Annotated in this window: 15 protein-coding genes; 14 read left to right on the top strand and 1 reads right to left on the bottom strand. The window is 32.1% G+C overall.

What is annotated here, in order from left to right; translation table 11 throughout:
- The first annotated feature begins 35 nt into the window (after positions 1-35).
- Positions 36-1,052, top strand: a complete 1,017-nt coding sequence (locus tag Q0772_RS04160) for a glycosyltransferase family 9 protein (protein WP_298340678.1) — start codon at positions 36-38, stop codon at positions 1,050-1,052.
- Between the two features lie 40 nt (positions 1,053-1,092).
- On the opposite strand, the gene Q0772_RS04155 is transcribed toward Q0772_RS04160, so the two are convergent.
- Positions 1,093-2,148 (bottom strand): ferredoxin--NADP reductase, encoded by a 1,056-nt coding sequence (locus tag Q0772_RS04155; protein WP_298340677.1) that lies wholly within the window; start codon positions 2,146-2,148, stop codon positions 1,093-1,095.
- A gap of 115 nt (positions 2,149-2,263) precedes the next feature.
- Between Q0772_RS04155 and Q0772_RS04150 the strand changes: the two genes are divergently transcribed.
- From Q0772_RS04150 to Q0772_RS04090, 13 genes are all read left to right on the top strand, one after another.
- Positions 2,264-2,602, top strand: coding sequence for a PadR family transcriptional regulator (locus Q0772_RS04150; RefSeq protein WP_298340675.1), 339 nt, complete (start codon positions 2,264-2,266; stop codon positions 2,600-2,602).
- A gap of 86 nt (positions 2,603-2,688) precedes the next feature.
- A complete protein-coding gene (locus Q0772_RS04145; protein ID WP_298340673.1) occupies positions 2,689-4,167 on the top strand; it encodes a DUF5687 family protein in 1,479 nt (492 codons plus the stop codon).
- Between the two features lie 12 nt (positions 4,168-4,179).
- Complete coding sequence (locus Q0772_RS04140; protein WP_298340671.1) at positions 4,180-4,875, top strand: ATP-binding cassette domain-containing protein; 696 nt, start codon at positions 4,180-4,182, stop codon at positions 4,873-4,875.
- Between the two features lie 118 nt (positions 4,876-4,993).
- Positions 4,994-7,555 (top strand): tetratricopeptide repeat protein, encoded by a 2,562-nt coding sequence (locus tag Q0772_RS04135; RefSeq protein WP_298340669.1) that lies wholly within the window; start codon positions 4,994-4,996, stop codon positions 7,553-7,555.
- 18 nt (positions 7,556-7,573) lie between these two features.
- The gene (locus Q0772_RS04130; protein WP_298340667.1) at positions 7,574-8,011 is read left to right on the top strand and encodes a polymer-forming cytoskeletal protein; all 438 of its coding nucleotides are present in this window, start codon (positions 7,574-7,576) and stop codon (positions 8,009-8,011) included.
- Positions 7,956-8,201: an AtpZ/AtpI family protein gene (locus tag Q0772_RS04125; protein ID WP_298340665.1), complete on the top strand. Its 246-nt coding sequence runs from the start codon at positions 7,956-7,958 to the stop codon at positions 8,199-8,201. The genes Q0772_RS04130 and Q0772_RS04125 overlap by 56 nt, the downstream gene beginning before the upstream one ends.
- A gap of 495 nt (positions 8,202-8,696) precedes the next feature.
- On the top strand, positions 8,697-9,773 hold the full coding sequence (gene atpB / locus Q0772_RS04120) for a F0F1 ATP synthase subunit A (protein WP_298340663.1): 1,077 nt from the start codon (positions 8,697-8,699) through the stop codon (positions 9,771-9,773).
- Between the two features lie 33 nt (positions 9,774-9,806).
- Positions 9,807-9,998 carry an ATP synthase F0 subunit C gene (atpE, locus tag Q0772_RS04115; protein WP_046746066.1) on the top strand — a complete coding sequence of 64 codons (192 nt, stop codon included), beginning with the start codon at positions 9,807-9,809 and terminating at the stop codon, positions 9,996-9,998.
- A gap of 76 nt (positions 9,999-10,074) precedes the next feature.
- Positions 10,075-10,575, top strand: coding sequence for a F0F1 ATP synthase subunit B (locus Q0772_RS04110; RefSeq protein WP_298340660.1), 501 nt, complete (start codon positions 10,075-10,077; stop codon positions 10,573-10,575).
- A gap of 5 nt (positions 10,576-10,580) precedes the next feature.
- Positions 10,581-11,117, top strand: coding sequence for an ATP synthase F1 subunit delta (gene atpH / locus Q0772_RS04105; protein WP_298340658.1), 537 nt, complete (start codon positions 10,581-10,583; stop codon positions 11,115-11,117).
- Between the two features lie 28 nt (positions 11,118-11,145).
- Positions 11,146-12,720 (top strand): F0F1 ATP synthase subunit alpha, encoded by a 1,575-nt coding sequence (gene atpA, locus Q0772_RS04100; protein ID WP_298340656.1) that lies wholly within the window; start codon positions 11,146-11,148, stop codon positions 12,718-12,720.
- Between the two features lie 61 nt (positions 12,721-12,781).
- A complete protein-coding gene (atpG, locus tag Q0772_RS04095) occupies positions 12,782-13,642 on the top strand; it encodes an ATP synthase F1 subunit gamma (protein WP_298340654.1) in 861 nt (286 codons plus the stop codon).
- A gap of 166 nt (positions 13,643-13,808) precedes the next feature.
- Positions 13,809-15,239: an oligosaccharide flippase family protein gene (locus Q0772_RS04090; protein ID WP_298340652.1), complete on the top strand. Its 1,431-nt coding sequence runs from the start codon at positions 13,809-13,811 to the stop codon at positions 15,237-15,239.
- Position 15,240 lies beyond the last annotated feature (1 nt).

Below are 15,240 nucleotides of genomic sequence, written 5' to 3'. Positions count from 1 at the left end.
TGAACTTGTTTCAGGATCTCATCACCATCTTTGAGATGCCAAAACAAAAAAACATCTTAGTTATACGACTCTCAGCAATGGGTGATGTAGCTATGGTGGTTCCTGTTTTAAGTGCACTAACCAATCAATACCCTGAATTAAAAATTACGGTTTTAACTCGCGCTTTTTTCAAACCTTTTTTCAGAGATTTAGAACATGTTGAGGTGTTTTCAGCAGATGTTAAAGGCGAGCATAAAGGTATTTACGGACTTTATAAATTATCAAGGCAACTAAACAAAAAGTATTTTTACGTAGTAGCCGATTTGCATAATGTTTTAAGAACTAAAGTGCTTAAGAAATTTTTAATGTGTAAACGTTTTATTTCTATTGATAAAGGTAGAAAAGAAAAACGATTGCTTACCTCTGGACATGTCTTTAAGCAACTTAAAAAGACCCATCAACGTTATGCTGATGTATTTGAAGCTTTGGGGTATAAATTGGATTTGTCTAAACCTAGATTCCCTAAAAAGGTTGTATTAAACTCAAAACTTCTAAGTTTAATTGGAAATAATTTAAAACCATTAATTGGTATTGCACCATTTGCTGCTCATGAAGGAAAAATGTATCCTTTAAGTTTGATGAAACAGGTTATTGAAAATCTATCCAAAGAGTATCAAATTATTCTATTTGGAGGAGGGAAAGATGAAATAGAGATCCTTAAAGAATTTGAAGAACGTTATGATAACACTATAAGTTTAGCAGGAAAATTATCGCTTGATGAAGAAATGAATGTAATTTCAAATTTAGAAGTTATGGTTTCCATGGATTCTGGAAATGGGCATATAGCAGCGATGCTTGGTGTTAAAGTGATTACTATTTGGGGCGTTACACATCCTTTTGCTGGTTTTACACCGTTTAATCAACCAGATGATTATGCATTAGTAGCGGATAGAAGTAAGTTTCCATTAATTCCGACATCAGTTTATGGAAATAAGTATCCAGAAAATCATAAAGAAGCTGCGGCAAGTATTTCACCAGATAGCATAATTAATAAAATTAAATTAATAGTTTAATTAAAGATATTAATTATCTTTATATTAATAGATTATGTTTTTAGACATCATCATAATCTATAGTAATACTTGAAGTTGTTGGGTGCGCTTGACAAGTAAGAATTAAACCTTCAGCCACTTCACTCTCGGTTAAAATATTATTTTGTCTCATGGTAGCTTCCCCTTCAGTAATTTTTGCTAAACAACTACTACAAATTCCGCCTTGACAAGAATAAGGAGCATCAATATCCTCATCCAATGCAGCTTCAAGAATAGTTTGTTTTTGAGACATCTCAAAAGTTGTTGTTTCATCATCAACAATAACAGAAATTTTAGTACTTCCTGTGACAACGGCTTCTTCTTTTATCTCTGTGGGTTTAGCGGCTTTAAAAAGCTCAAAATGTATACGGTTTTCTTTAATGTTATGCTCGAGTAAAACATCTTTCACAGTATGAATCATGGCTTCCGGCCCACAAAGATAAAAGGCATCAACCTCAACATGTTTGTGTTTATTTTTCATAACATAATTAACCGTACTTTTTTCAATTCTACCAAAAATAGCATTGTCTTCATCCTTTTGACTAAATACAAACTGTATTGAAAAACGATCTTTATAAGCGTGTTGTAATTCTAAAAGTTCATTTAAAAACATGGTATCATGGGTAGTTTTGTTACCATAAACTAGTATAACTTTACTATGCACTTCTTCTTCTAAAGCACATTTAACAATACTCAAAATAGGTGTTATACCACTACCAGCAGCAAAAAGTGCTATGTTTTTAGTTTTAGAATCGTTTGGCTCAAAGGTAAAACGTCCTTTGGGTGGCGCAACTTCTATAGTATCTCCAGCTTTTAAAGAATTATTTGCATAAGCCGAAAATGTACCGTTTTTAACTTCTTTAACAGCAACCTTTAATTCTTCACTTTTTGGTGATACACAAAGCGAGTAATCGCGGCGCACTTCATTACCAATAATTTCTGTTTTTAAAGTAATGTATTGTCCGGCTGTAAATTTGAAAGTTTCTTTAAGGTTCTCAGGGACATTAAATGAGATGCTAATAGCTTTATCTGTTTCTCTTTTTATATTTTTTATTGAAAGTTTGTGAAATGATGACATACAAATAATTTTAAGCAAAAATAGTGAAGCCTTAATGAAAAAGCTTATTTTTTCTATAAAAAGTAATATATAAGAAAATTATGCATAATAAAATTATGCATATATTTGTTGCTCGATGAAAAGCACAAACTTATATAAAGGGAGTCTAGTTACCATTATTTTAAAACTCTTAAACGAGCATGATAAAATGTATGGTTATGAGATAACTCAGAAGGTAAAGGAAATCACAAAAAATGAGCTCCAACTTACAGAAGGCGCATTATATCCAGCGCTTCATAAGCTAAAAGCTAAAGGGCTATTGGACGTTGAGATTTCAAGGATTGGAAACAGGGTTCGTAAATATTATAGACTTACCGAGGCTGGTACCAAAGAAACTGTAGATAAACTTGCAGAATTAGAGAGTTATATCAAGAATATGCGTGCATTAGTAAACCCAAAGTTTCGTGGTGAATAATTCAAAATCAAAAATAATATTCTAAAAAGTGTAACAAATCAAAAGGTTATAACACTTACTTTTAAGAAAACTAAAACCACCAAAAAATGATAAAACGATTTTTAAGTTTAGAATGGAAGGCTTTTTTTAGGTCTGCTAGTTTTGGGAAAAGTTTAGGAATCAAAATATTTATGGGTTTTTTAAGCCTTTATTTTATAGCGATGTTTTTGGGTATGGGTGTGTTGCTTTTTCCGGGACTTAAAAAAGTCTATCCAGATCAAGATCCTTTATTAATTGTTAACAGTTTTCTCTTCTTTTGGATAATAGCCGATTTAGTACTTCGCTTTTTCTTTCAGAAACTTCCAGTAATGAGTGTAAAGCCCTTGCTAACGCTTCCTGTTAAAAGAAGCAAGGTTGTAAATTATGTGTTGGGGAAATCAGCGGTATCATTTTTTAATTTTTTACCATTATTTGCCATCATTCCGTTTGGAATTACACTGATCACCAAAGATTATCCAGTTACAAATGTTTTAGTTTGGATGCTTGCATTGATTATTGTGGTTTTAATTATAAACTTCTTAAATTTTATAATTGAAAGTTTTTCAGCAGAAAAAGAATTATCCTTTTTGCCAATAATTTTAGTCGCAGGAGGATTGTATGCATTAAACCACTTTGATATAATTTCGTTCAATAATATTATTGGTAGCGCTTTTAATGCGATATATCATAGTCCTTTTTTAATTGTAGTGCCTTTATTAATCCTTGTAGTTTGCTACATTATAAACTTTAAATTGTTAAGACAAAAGCTGTTTTTAGATAGTGGTTTAAAAACAATAATTAAAGAAGTAAATACTTCAAATTTAGAATGGACAAAGAATTTTGGAGATATAGCACCTTTTATGCAGTTAGATTTAAAGTTGATTTGGCGTAATAAGCGTACAAAGTCTTCAGTTTGGATGGTAGCAATAGGTTTGCTATATGGTTTGTTTTTCTATCCTCAACCTATATACCAAAACCTAGAATGGTTTTTTGTTTTTATTGGTGTCTTTTCAACAGGCATATTCTTAATTAATTTTGGGCAATTTATCCCAGCTTGGGATAGTGGTTACTACAAACTACTTATGAGTCAAAACATTAAGTATGAACAATACTTAAAGTCAAAATTCACATTAATGGCTGTAAGTGTGTTGATTTTATTTGTTTTAGGTATTCCTTATGTGTTCTTTGGATGGAAAATATTACTAGCGCATTTTGCGGCTGCAGTTTATAATATTGGAGTGAATACACATGTGATTTTATTAGGGGGTTCTTTCAACAGAAAAAAGATAGACTTAAGTAAAAAAGCAGCATTTAATTATCAAGGTACAGGAGCAGTACAATGGTTAATTGGTATTCCGTTATTGCTTTTACCCATGGGTTTGTTTGCAGCATTCCATTTTTTAATTGGTTTTGAAATAGCGTGTTTAGTACTGGTTATTCTTGGTGTAGTAGGTATTGTATTTCATCAAAAACTAATGAAAACTATTACTCAAAAATATTTAGATTCAAAATATAAAATGATTGATGCTTTCAATCAAAACAACTAATACAATCATATTATGATAACAACATCTAATTTATCAAAAAAATATAGTGGTAATCAAGTGCTAAATATTGAAGCTTTGGAGATTCCTAAAGGGCAAAGTTTTGGTTTGGTAGGGAATAATGGTGCAGGTAAAACCACATATTTTAGTTTGCTTCTAGATTTAATTCAGCCCACAACAGGTCATATTGAAAGCCACGGTGTACAAGTGAATAAAAGTGAAGATTGGAAACCTTTTACTTCTGCGTTTATAGACGAAAGTTTTTTAATTGGTTATTTAACACCAGAGGAATATTTTTATTTTATCGGCGAGTTACGCGGACAAAATAAAGCTGATGTAGACTCACTGGTTTCACAATTTGAAGATTTTTTCCATGGCGAAATACTGGGTCAAAAAAAGTATTTACGTGATTTAAGTAAAGGGAACCAAAAGAAGGCAGGCATTGTGGCGGCCCTAATTGGAAACCCAGAAGTGATAATTTTAGACGAACCTTTTGCAAACCTAGACCCAACAACACAAATACGTCTTAAAAATATAATTAAGGAATTAGCTGAAAAACAAGGTATTACTGTTTTAATTTCAAGTCATGATTTAATGCATGTTACAGATGTTTGCGAACGCATAGTGGTTTTGGAAAAAGGAGAAGTTGTAAAGGATTTAGCTACTAGTGCTGCAACATTAAAGGAGTTAGAAGCGCATTTTGCCAACTAACCCTTTTGTTTAAAAGTCATTGCATTTTTAGGTAAATACAAAAAGATGCTTATTTTTACGATTCTATATAATAATAACAAGAGATTATAGTTATTATTTAGACTAAAAATACCAGCACTTGAAAACACCTACTAAGGCCATACTACTTCTTATCTTCTTAACTTTTCTAGGATTGAGTTGTTCTAGGAAAAAAGATAAATTCATCAATAGAAATTTTCATGCAGTTACAGCAGAATTTAATGCGCTTTACAATGGCTACAATGCCTTAGAAGAAGGAAAGAGTACTCTTAATGACGCATATTTTGACAATTATTGGGAAGTACTTCCTATTGAGCGCATGCAGATTTTTGAAGATATTGTGCTTCCGGGTCAGTCCAAGAATGAAAATTTTACCAGAGCTGAAGAAAAAGCAGCAAAAGCCATTCAAAAACATAGTATGAATATTGATGGTAAGGAAAAGAACCCTCAAATGGATGAAGCTTATCTACTTTTAGGAAAAGCCAGATATTTTGACCAGCGTTTTATTCCAGCCTTAGAAGCATTAAACTATATACTTTATAAATATCCCGCTAGTGATAAGATTAATCAAGCTAAAGTATGGCGAGAAAAAACCAATATTAGGTTAGACAATAACGAATTAGCTATTGAAAACTTGAAGCGTCTTCTAAAACAAGAAGAGTTAGAAGGTCAAGATTTAGCTGATGCTACATCAATATTGGCACAAGCATATCTAAATCTAAAAGTTATTGATACAGCAATCACAAATTTAGAAATAGCATCAAATGCCACGAAAAATAATGATGAACGTGGACGTTATAGATTTATCCAGGGCCAACTTTATAATAAACTGGGGTACAAAGACAGTGCAAATATTGCTTTTGATAAAGTAATTGAGCTCAATAGAAAAACACCCAGAATCTATATGATTTCTGCTCATTTAGAAAAGGTTAAAAATTTTGATTTTGAAAATGGTGACAAACTAGAAATAACAGAATTACTAACAGAACTAGAAGAAAATAGAGAGAATCGGCCATATTTGGATAAAATATATCATCAAATAGGAGCATTTCATTTAAAAAATGGCTCAGATTCATTGGCAGTAGCCTACTACAATAAATCTTTAAGAACAGATACTCGTGATAAACTCCTTAAAGCCAAAACTTATGAAACTCTTGGCGATATGAATTTTGATGCATCAGTTTATGCAGAAGCAGGAGAATATTATGATAGTACAATGAGTAATTTAGTTTTAAACTCAAAACCTTATCGTGTTATAAAACGTAAGCGAGATAACTTAGAAGATGTTATTTATTACGAATCTATAGCCAAAGTTAACGACAGTGTTTTAAGGCTAGTTAATTTACCAGACACTGAGCGAGTTGCTTATTTTCAGTCGTTTGTTGATGATTTGAAAGAAAAGGCAGAAGCAGAAAAAGAAAAACAGGAAGCTGCTGAGCGTAATAGTGGTTTAGTTACTGTAAATAATGGTATTGGATCACAGCAAAATCGTGTAGGGCCACAACAAGCACAATCCAATGCATTTTATTTTTACAACCCAACCACAGTAGCTTTTGGTAAAAATGAGTTTGTAAAAAAATGGGGAGATAGGCCATTAGAAGATAATTGGAGATGGTCTAGCAGCGGGATTTCAAATATAGGAAACACGTCAAATACTAATGATGTTTTGGCTACTGCCTCAGATGAAGAACGTTTCGATCCTCAGTTCTATATTTCTAAAATACCATCCTCTGAAAAAGAAATTGATAGTATCTCTAAAGATAGAAATTATGCCTACTATCAATTAGGATTGATTTATAAAGAGAAGTTTAAAGAGTATGAATTAGCTAAAGATAAATTTCAAAATTTATTAAAAAGTAATCCAGAAGAACGATTGGTATTACCTTCAAAATATAATTTATTTAAGATTTATGAATTGTTAGGCGAAAGTGATGAAGCATCTATAGCTAAAGATGAAATTATTGCTAAATATCCAGATTCTAGATATGCAACCATTTTGAAGAATCCAGAGTTGGTGACAGAACGAGATGAGAATAGCCCTGAAAGCTTATATGAAGCTTTATATATACAGCATGAAAATCAGGAATATGTTGAAGTTGTTTCTAAAAGTGAAGATTATATAAAAACCTTTGATGGTGAACCTTTGGTGCCAAAATTTGAATTGCTAAAAGCTACAGCTATGGGGCGTTTATATGGTTATGAAGCGTATAAAAAAGCGATTAATTACTTAGCTATAACCTATGCAAATACACCTGAGGGCAAACAAGCACAAGATATAGAGGCTAATTTATTACCAAAAGTGGCTAATAAAGAGTTTGTTAAGTCTGTTGATAGTATTTCAGATAATTACAAAGTTATTTTTAAATTTGAAGAACCCCAAACAGAGGCAATTGCAGGTTTTAAGGAAACATTGGATACGGTTTTGAAAAACGTAAGGTATTACAAACTAAATGCTTCTATTGATGTTTACAACCCTAAAACTAAGTTTGTAGTAGTGCATGGATTGAAAAATGAGCAAGTAGCAAAAACATTTGATCAGTTATTAACCGAAGACGATCAAAAGAAAATAAAAGCCCCTTATTTTGTAGCATCATCTACAAATTATCAAATTATTCAAATTCACAAAAATTTGGATACGTATTTGAATCTAGATAACAATTAAACTTAACCCCAAATTATTATGTTCTCTGAAAACAAAAAAGAAAAACAAATGGCAGAAGGTACATCAAGCCAAAATATTATTGCTCAAGGCACTAAAATGGTTGGCGACTTTAATAGTCAAGGCGATTTAAGAATAGACGGTATTATTGATGGAAATATTAAAACTTCAGGTAAAGTTGTAGTAGGTAAATCAGGATTAATTAAAGGCACCTTAAATGGTACCGATGCTTATTTTGAAGGTAAGTTTTCAGGAAAATTATCGCTATCAGGAACACTAACTTTAAAATCGTCTGCACATATTGAAGGCGAGGTGGTAGCAGGTAAGTTAGCTGTAGAACCAGGAGCAACGTTTAATGTTACATGTGTTATGAAAGGCACTGTAAAAGAAATGAACAATGGTAATGGCGTACAAGCACAACAACAACAAAGAAAACCAGAAGCCGGCAAAACAGCTTAAACAAATTGCCGCTTTAACAGGAATAGCTATACAAATGGGTGCTACTATATACTTATTTGTTTTGTTAGGAAAATGGCTTGATGGCAAATTTAGTGCTGATTCTAAAACGTTTTTAATTATCTGCACTTTATTTGGAGTTGCTATTTCCCTTTATGCTGTACTTCAACAAATAAAGAAAATTAACCCTTGAATCATAGAAAGCTTTTTTCTAATTGTTTAGTAGTTATTTGTGTTGCTATCATAGCATTTATAATTCACTCAGTTGTAAATTCTGTAATAACCTACCAAATAGAGTTTTATGAAATCCTATACTCTTACATTATCAATGTTGTACTAGCTTGTGGAGTAATTCTTCTTCTTTTTTTATTGCGAAAAAAACTAAAAGATCAATTAGGCTTTGTTTTTATGGGAGCCAGCATGCTTAAGTTTGTGTTCTTTTTTTTTTCTTTTTTCCTAAATACAATGCGGATGGTGATTTAAGTAGGTTAGAATTTTTAACATTTTTCATTCCCTATGTAATTTGTCTCATTACCGAAAGTATTGTTTTATCCAAGTTTCTCAATAGTTTGGACAATTATAATTAGTTATAATTGAAGATAGTAAATAATATTAAATTTTGTTTTTGGCTTTTGATATAAAAGTATACCTTTGCACCGATTTTTAAGCCACTATTTATATAAGTGATATGCAAAATATTATTTCTAGAAAAACGATTTGTTTGCTCTTCTTAATGATTACAACATTTTCTTTTGCTAAAGAAGAAAAGCATGAGGGCGAGGGGGATATAAAAACTGAAATAAAAGAATACATAAATCATCACTTACTGGACTCGCATGATTTTAGTTTAACGTCTTACACTAATGGTGCTGGAGAACATAAATACATTGGTTTTCCTTTACCGGTAATCTTATGGGATAATGGCTTAAAGATATTCTCTTCTTCAAAGTTTCATCACGGAGAGTCGGTAGCCGAAGTTAATGGAGAATATTACACCTTATTTCATAATAAAGTATATAAAACGGATGCTGCTGGAACTATCAATCTTGATGATGATCATCATCCAACAAACATAAAACCTATAGATTTTTCTATTACTAAAAACGTGTTTACCATATTTTTAGTAGGATTGTTAATGTTTGTTATGTTTAGCCGAATGGCAAAAAAATATAAAACAGGTAGTATTCCAAGGGGTATGGGAAGATTCTTAGAGCCTATAATTCTTTATATAAGAGATGATATTGCTGTTCCGAATATTGGTGAAAAGAAATACAAAAGGTATATGCCATATCTATTAACTGTATTCTTCTTTATTTGGATAATTAACCTATTAGGATTAACGCCACTAGGAGTAAATGTTACAAACAATATTGCAGTGACATTAGCTTTAGCATTAATTACATATTTCTTAACAACATTTACAGCTAATAAAAATTACTGGGGACACATTTTTTGGATGCCAGGGGTGCCAACACCTATGAAAATAATTTTAGCGCCCATTGAGTTGTTAGGTACTATTATTAAGCCATTTTCATTAATGATTCGTTTGTATGCAAACATTACTGCGGGTCATATTGTATTAATGAGTATCATTGGTTTAATGTTCATATTTAAAAACTGGATAGGAAGTTCATTATCATTTGGTTTGGCATTTGCTTTATCTCTATTAGAACTTTTGGTTGCAGCACTACAAGCATATATCTTTACTATGTTATCTGCTTTGTATTTCGGGTCGGCTGTTGAAGAACATCATGAAGACCATTAAAAAAGAATGTTTAATTTTTAATATATATACATTATGACAATTCCAAACATTGTAGGAGCAGGTTTAATCGTTATTGGTGCTGGTTTAGGTATCGGTAAAATTGGTGGATCTGCAATGGATGCCATTGCACGTCAACCAGAAGCTTCTGGAAAAATCCAAACAGCTATGCTTATTGCAGCAGCACTTATTGAAGGTATTGGATTTGCTGCTTTATTTGCAGCTTAAAAAAACAAAAACAGCTTTAACGGTTGGTTAAAGCTGTTTTTTAAAATTTATTATGTATTAAAATCTATATAGATAAATGGAAAAGTTAATTAATGAGTTTTCAATAGGATTATTCTTTTGGCAATTAGTGTTGTTCATTGGATTAGTTTTACTTTTAAGAAAATTTGCTTGGAAGCCAATACTTGATGCTGTTGAAAAGCGTGAAGATGGTATTAAAGATGCATTAGATGCTGCTGAAAATGCAAAACTAGAAATGCAAAACCTTCAAGCTGATAACGAAAAGCTATTAAAAGAAGCCAGAGCAGAGCGAGAAGAAATGCTTAAGGAAGCGCGTGAAATGAAAAATAAAATGATTGAGGATGCTAAAACTGAAGCAAGCGAAAGTGCTGCTAAATTAGTCGCTCAAGCACAAGCTAGTATTGAATCTGAAAAGAAAGCTGCTATAGCCGATTTGAAATCTCAAGTTGCTAACTTATCAGTAGAAATAGCTGAAAAAGTTGTACGTACTGAATTATCTAACAAAGACAAGCAATTACAATTGGTTGAAACAATGTTAGCTGAAAAATCATTAAAATAAGAATAATGGCAGGAGCAAGAGCAGCAATACGTTACGCAAAAGCACTGTTAAGCTTAGCATCAGATCAAAATTCAGCTGAAGCTGTAAATAAAGATATGAAGCTTATTGCAGAAACAATTGCAGACAATAAAGAGCTAAGCGATATGCTTCACAGTCCTGTAGTGTCTTCTTCAGATAAAAAAGCTGTTGTGTTAGAGGTTTTTAAAACATCTAATAAATTAACAATAAATTTGGTGGATACGTTAGTAGATAACAATAGAATTAATATTTTAGGTTATGTAGCTTCAAAATATAACGATTTATTCGAAGCATCTAAAGGTGTTCAAATTGCTACAGTTACTACAGCAGTAGCGTTGTCAGCAGATTTAAAAAAGCAAGTTTTAGCTAAGGCGAAAGAACTTACGGGTAAAAAAGTTGAAGTAGAAAACATTATAGATGAAAGCATTTTAGGTGGTTTCATTTTACGAATTGGCGATGTGCAGTACAACGCAAGTGTTGCAAATCAGTTAAATAAATTAAAACAAGAATTTACATTAAACTAAGATCTAACAGATCTAAATAAATAATAAGATGGCAGAAGTAAAACCAGCTGAAATATCAGCAATCTTAAAAAAACAACTTTCAGGTTTTGAAGCAAGTGCTTCATTGGATGAAGTAGGAACTGTATTAACTGTAGGTGATGGTATTGTACGTGCTTATGGATTATCTAACGCACAATATGGTGAGTTAGTAGAATTCGAAGGCGGATTAGAAGGTATTGTACTTAACCTTGAAGAAGATAACGTTGGTATTGTATTATTAGGAGGTTCATCTGGAGTAAAAGAAGGGTCTACTGTAAAACGTACAGAGCGTATTGCTTCTATTAATGTAGGTGAAGGTATAGTTGGTCGTGTGGTTGATACTTTAGGAAACCCTATCGATGGAAAAGGACCAATTTCTGGAGATACTTACGAAATGCCATTAGAGCGTAAAGCGCCTGGTGTTGTTTTCCGTGAGCCAGTAACAGAGCCATTACAAACAGGTATTAAATCTATCGATGCGATGATTCCTGTAGGTAGAGGGCAACGTGAGTTGGTTATTGGTGACCGTCAAACAGGAAAAACAACTGTTTGTATCGATACCATCTTAAATCAAAAAGAATTTTATGATGCAGGTGAGCCTGTATATTGTATATATGTTGCTGTAGGTCAAAAAGCATCTACTGTAGCAAACATTGCAAAAGTATTAGAAGAAAGAGGTGCATTAGCTTACACAACGATTGTTGCTGCAAATGCATCAGATCCTGCGCCAATGCAAGTATACGCTCCTATGGCAGGTGCTGCAATTGGTGAGTATTTTAGAGATACTGGTCGTCCAGCATTAATTATCTATGATGATTTATCTAAACAAGCAGTGGCGTACCGTGAGGTATCATTATTATTAAGAAGACCACCAGGACGTGAAGCATATCCAGGTGACGTTTTCTACTTACACTCTAGATTATTAGAGCGTTCTGCGAAAGTTATCAATGATGATTCTATTGCTAAAGACATGAACGATTTACCAGATTCACTTAAACCATTAGTGAAAGGTGGAGGTTCTTTAACAGCTTTACCAATTATTGAGACACAAGCGGGAGACGTTTCTGCATATATTCCAACAAACGTAATTTCGATTACTGATGGACAAATCTTCTTAGATGGAGATTTATTTAACTCTGGTGTACGTCCAGCAATTAACGTAGGTATTTCGGTATCTCGTGTTGGTGGTAATGCACAGATAAAATCAATGAAGAAAGTATCTGGTACATTAAAATTAGACCAAGCTCAGTTCCGTGAGCTAGAAGCATTTGCTAAGTTTGGTTCAGATTTAGATGCTGTTACTTTAAATGTAATTGAGAAAGGTAAACGTAATGTTGAAATCTTAAAACAAGCGCAAAACGATCCATTTACTGTTGAAGATCAGGTAGCAATCATTTATGCTGGATCTAAGAATTTATTAAAAGATGTTCCTGTAAATAAAGTAAAAGAATTTGAAAGAGATTTCATAGAATTCTTAAACGCTAAGCACAGAGGTATCTTAGATACTTTAAAAGCAGGTAAATTAACTGATGAGGTTACAGATACATTAACAGCTGTAGCTAAAGATTTATCAGGAAAGTATTAATTAGATTTTGGTCGTTAGTCACCAGACTATAGACTAACTACTAATAACTAAAGATTAGAGAATGGCGAATCTTAAAGAAATACGTAACAGAATATCTTCGGTATCTTCAACGATGCAGATTACAAGTGCCATGAAAATGGTATCTGCTGCAAAGCTAAAGAAGGCCCAAGATGCTATTACAGCAATGCGTCCTTATGCTGATAAGTTAACAGAGCTTTTACAAAGTTTAAGTGCAACTTTAGATGCAGATTCTGGAAGTGCATATTCAGAACAACGTGAATTAAAGAAAGTGCTTATTGTAGCTATTACGTCTAACAGAGGTTTAGCTGGTGCTTTTAACTCAAACATTATTAAAGAAGTTAGCAGATTAACTTCTGAAACGTATGCTAATCAAGAGGTTTCTTATTTTGCTATTGGTAAAAAAGCTAATGACGCTTTCAAAAAAACCAATAATGTTATTGCCAACAAAAGTGAAGTCTATGATGATTTAACGTTTGATAATGTTGCTGAAATCGCTCAACTTTTAATGGATAAATTTGTTGCTGGCGAGTTTGATAAAATTGAAATTGTATATAACAAGTTCAAGAATGCAGCCACTCAAATTGTAATGACAGAGCAGTTTTTGCCTATAGTTCCTGTTGAAAGCGAAGCTAATGCTAATTCGGACTATATTTTTGAGCCATCGAAATTAGAGATCGTTGAAGAATTAATTCCTAAGTCTTTAAAAACACAATTGTACAAAGGTATTAGAGATTCTTTTGCTTCTGAACATGGAGCACGTATGACGGCAATGCACAAAGCAACTGATAATGCAACAGAATTGAGGGATCAATTGAAATTAACGTATAATAAAGCACGTCAAGCAGCTATTACTAATGAAATCCTTGAGATTGTTGGTGGTGCAGAAGCTTTGAATAACTAATAAGTTGTGTCGTTCTGAACTTGTTTCAGAATCTCATTAAAATATATCAGACCTGTCAGGTTTTCAAAACCTGACAGGTCTTTTTGTTTCTCGTCTTATAAGCAATAACTTATCTTTGGTTAGCGTTAGCTAAAAACGTATTTTTAGGCATATAAAACATAACTTTTTGGGCGTATTAAAAACTTTTTTTAAAGACACAGTTATCTATGGTTTAGCTATTGTGCTACCTAGGCTAATTAACTTTCTTTTAGTGCGATTACATACTGATGTACTTCCAAACGAACGCTATTCTGAAAACACAGAATTTTACGTTGTAGCTGCTTTTTTTAATGTGATTTTAACCTATGGGATGGAAACATCATTCTTTAGGTTTTTCAGTAAGAATAAAGAAAAGAAGGATGTGTTATCAACAGCAATGATTACCATTGTTGTAAGTACTTTTATTTTCGGAATATTACTATTCTTATTTAGAGTCCCAATTTCAGAGGTCTTACGGATAAATACAGACTTCTATTCGCTTCTTGTTGGCATTACGCTTATTGATACCTTAATAGTTATTCCGTTTGCTTATTTAAGAGTTACTGGAAGACCAATAAAATTCGCATCAATTAAATTAATTAATGTGTTTATTATAGTGCTTTTAAATGTACTTCTTTTATCTAAAACTTATGGTTCAGAAGGGTTACGATCGTTATTTAGTGTAGAAAATAATGTAGAATACATATTTATAGCCAACCTTATAGCAAGTGCAGTCGTTTTAACTCTCGTTTTACCGTACTTTTTTAAGGCTAAACTAAATTTTGAGCCTAAAATTTTAAAACAACTTTTAAATTACGGTTGGCCTATTATGGTTGCTGGTTTAGCTTTTGTAATTAATGAAAATTTAGATAAATGGTTGTTGCCACAAATTGAAGGTGAGTTTATTAATGGTGCGTATAGTGCCTGTTATAAATTAGCAGTTTTTATGACGCTGTTTATTCAAGCTTTTAGAATGGGAGCAGAACCATTTTTCTTTAATCATTCCGATAAAGAAAATGCAACCCAAGTCTATGCTACCGTTTTAAAGTATTTTACAATTGTTGGTGCTTTAGGGTTAATGATTGTAGTTGTTTATATAGATGTATTAAGACCTATTTTTATAAAAAAAGAAAGTTATTTATTAGCTTTAGATATAGTGCCAATAGTGTTACTAGCTAATCTTTGTCTAGGTATTTATCATAATCTTTCTATTTGGTATAAGCTTACAGACCGAACACGTTTTGGTATGTATATTTCTCTTATTGGTGCAGCTATTACCATTGGTTTTAATATCATATTCATTCCAAAAATTGGCTTTATGGCTTGCGCATATGCAACACTAATAGCTTATGGCTTGATGATGTTAATTTCTTATATACTTGGGAGAAAGTATTATCCAGTACCGTATGATGTGAGTCGAATAGCCATTTACCTTATAATAAGTACTTTGTTTAGTTTCATAACTTATTACCTTTTTGATAGAAATATTTTATTAGGAACTGTATTTTTGTTACTCTTTATAGCTTTAGTTGTTTTCTTGGAAAGAAAGGAGCTAAAATTGATATTAAAAAAGACTTAAA

The sequence above is a fragment of the uncultured Algibacter sp. genome (assembly GCF_947490405.1).
GTDB lineage: Bacteria > Bacteroidota > Bacteroidia > Flavobacteriales > Flavobacteriaceae > Algibacter_B.
The sequence above is the reverse complement of the archived record's forward strand: the minus strand, read 5'-3'. Positions and strand labels throughout refer to the sequence as shown.

Excerpts from the sequence above, each read along its gene's own strand:
- Q0772_RS04160 (WP_298340678.1), top strand. The coding sequence starts at position 36 with ATGCCAAAACAAAAAAACATCTTAGTTATACGACTCTCAGCAATGGGT.
- Q0772_RS04155 (WP_298340677.1), bottom strand. The coding sequence starts at position 2,148 with ATGTCATCATTTCACAAACTTTCAATAAAAAATATAAAAAGAGAAACA.
- Q0772_RS04150 (WP_298340675.1), top strand. The coding sequence starts at position 2,264 with ATGAAAAGCACAAACTTATATAAAGGGAGTCTAGTTACCATTATTTTA.
- Q0772_RS04145 (WP_298340673.1), top strand. The coding sequence starts at position 2,689 with ATGATAAAACGATTTTTAAGTTTAGAATGGAAGGCTTTTTTTAGGTCT.
- Q0772_RS04140 (WP_298340671.1), top strand. The coding sequence starts at position 4,180 with ATGATAACAACATCTAATTTATCAAAAAAATATAGTGGTAATCAAGTG.
- Q0772_RS04130 (WP_298340667.1), top strand. The coding sequence starts at position 7,574 with ATGTTCTCTGAAAACAAAAAAGAAAAACAAATGGCAGAAGGTACATCA.
- Q0772_RS04125 (WP_298340665.1), top strand. The coding sequence starts at position 7,956 with ATGGCGTACAAGCACAACAACAACAAAGAAAACCAGAAGCCGGCAAAA.
- atpB (WP_298340663.1), top strand. The coding sequence starts at position 8,697 with ATGCAAAATATTATTTCTAGAAAAACGATTTGTTTGCTCTTCTTAATG.
- atpE (WP_046746066.1), top strand. The coding sequence starts at position 9,807 with ATGACAATTCCAAACATTGTAGGAGCAGGTTTAATCGTTATTGGTGCT.
- Q0772_RS04110 (WP_298340660.1), top strand. The coding sequence starts at position 10,075 with ATGGAAAAGTTAATTAATGAGTTTTCAATAGGATTATTCTTTTGGCAA.
- atpH (WP_298340658.1), top strand. The coding sequence starts at position 10,581 with ATGGCAGGAGCAAGAGCAGCAATACGTTACGCAAAAGCACTGTTAAGC.
- atpA (WP_298340656.1), top strand. The coding sequence starts at position 11,146 with ATGGCAGAAGTAAAACCAGCTGAAATATCAGCAATCTTAAAAAAACAA.
- atpG (WP_298340654.1), top strand. The coding sequence starts at position 12,782 with ATGGCGAATCTTAAAGAAATACGTAACAGAATATCTTCGGTATCTTCA.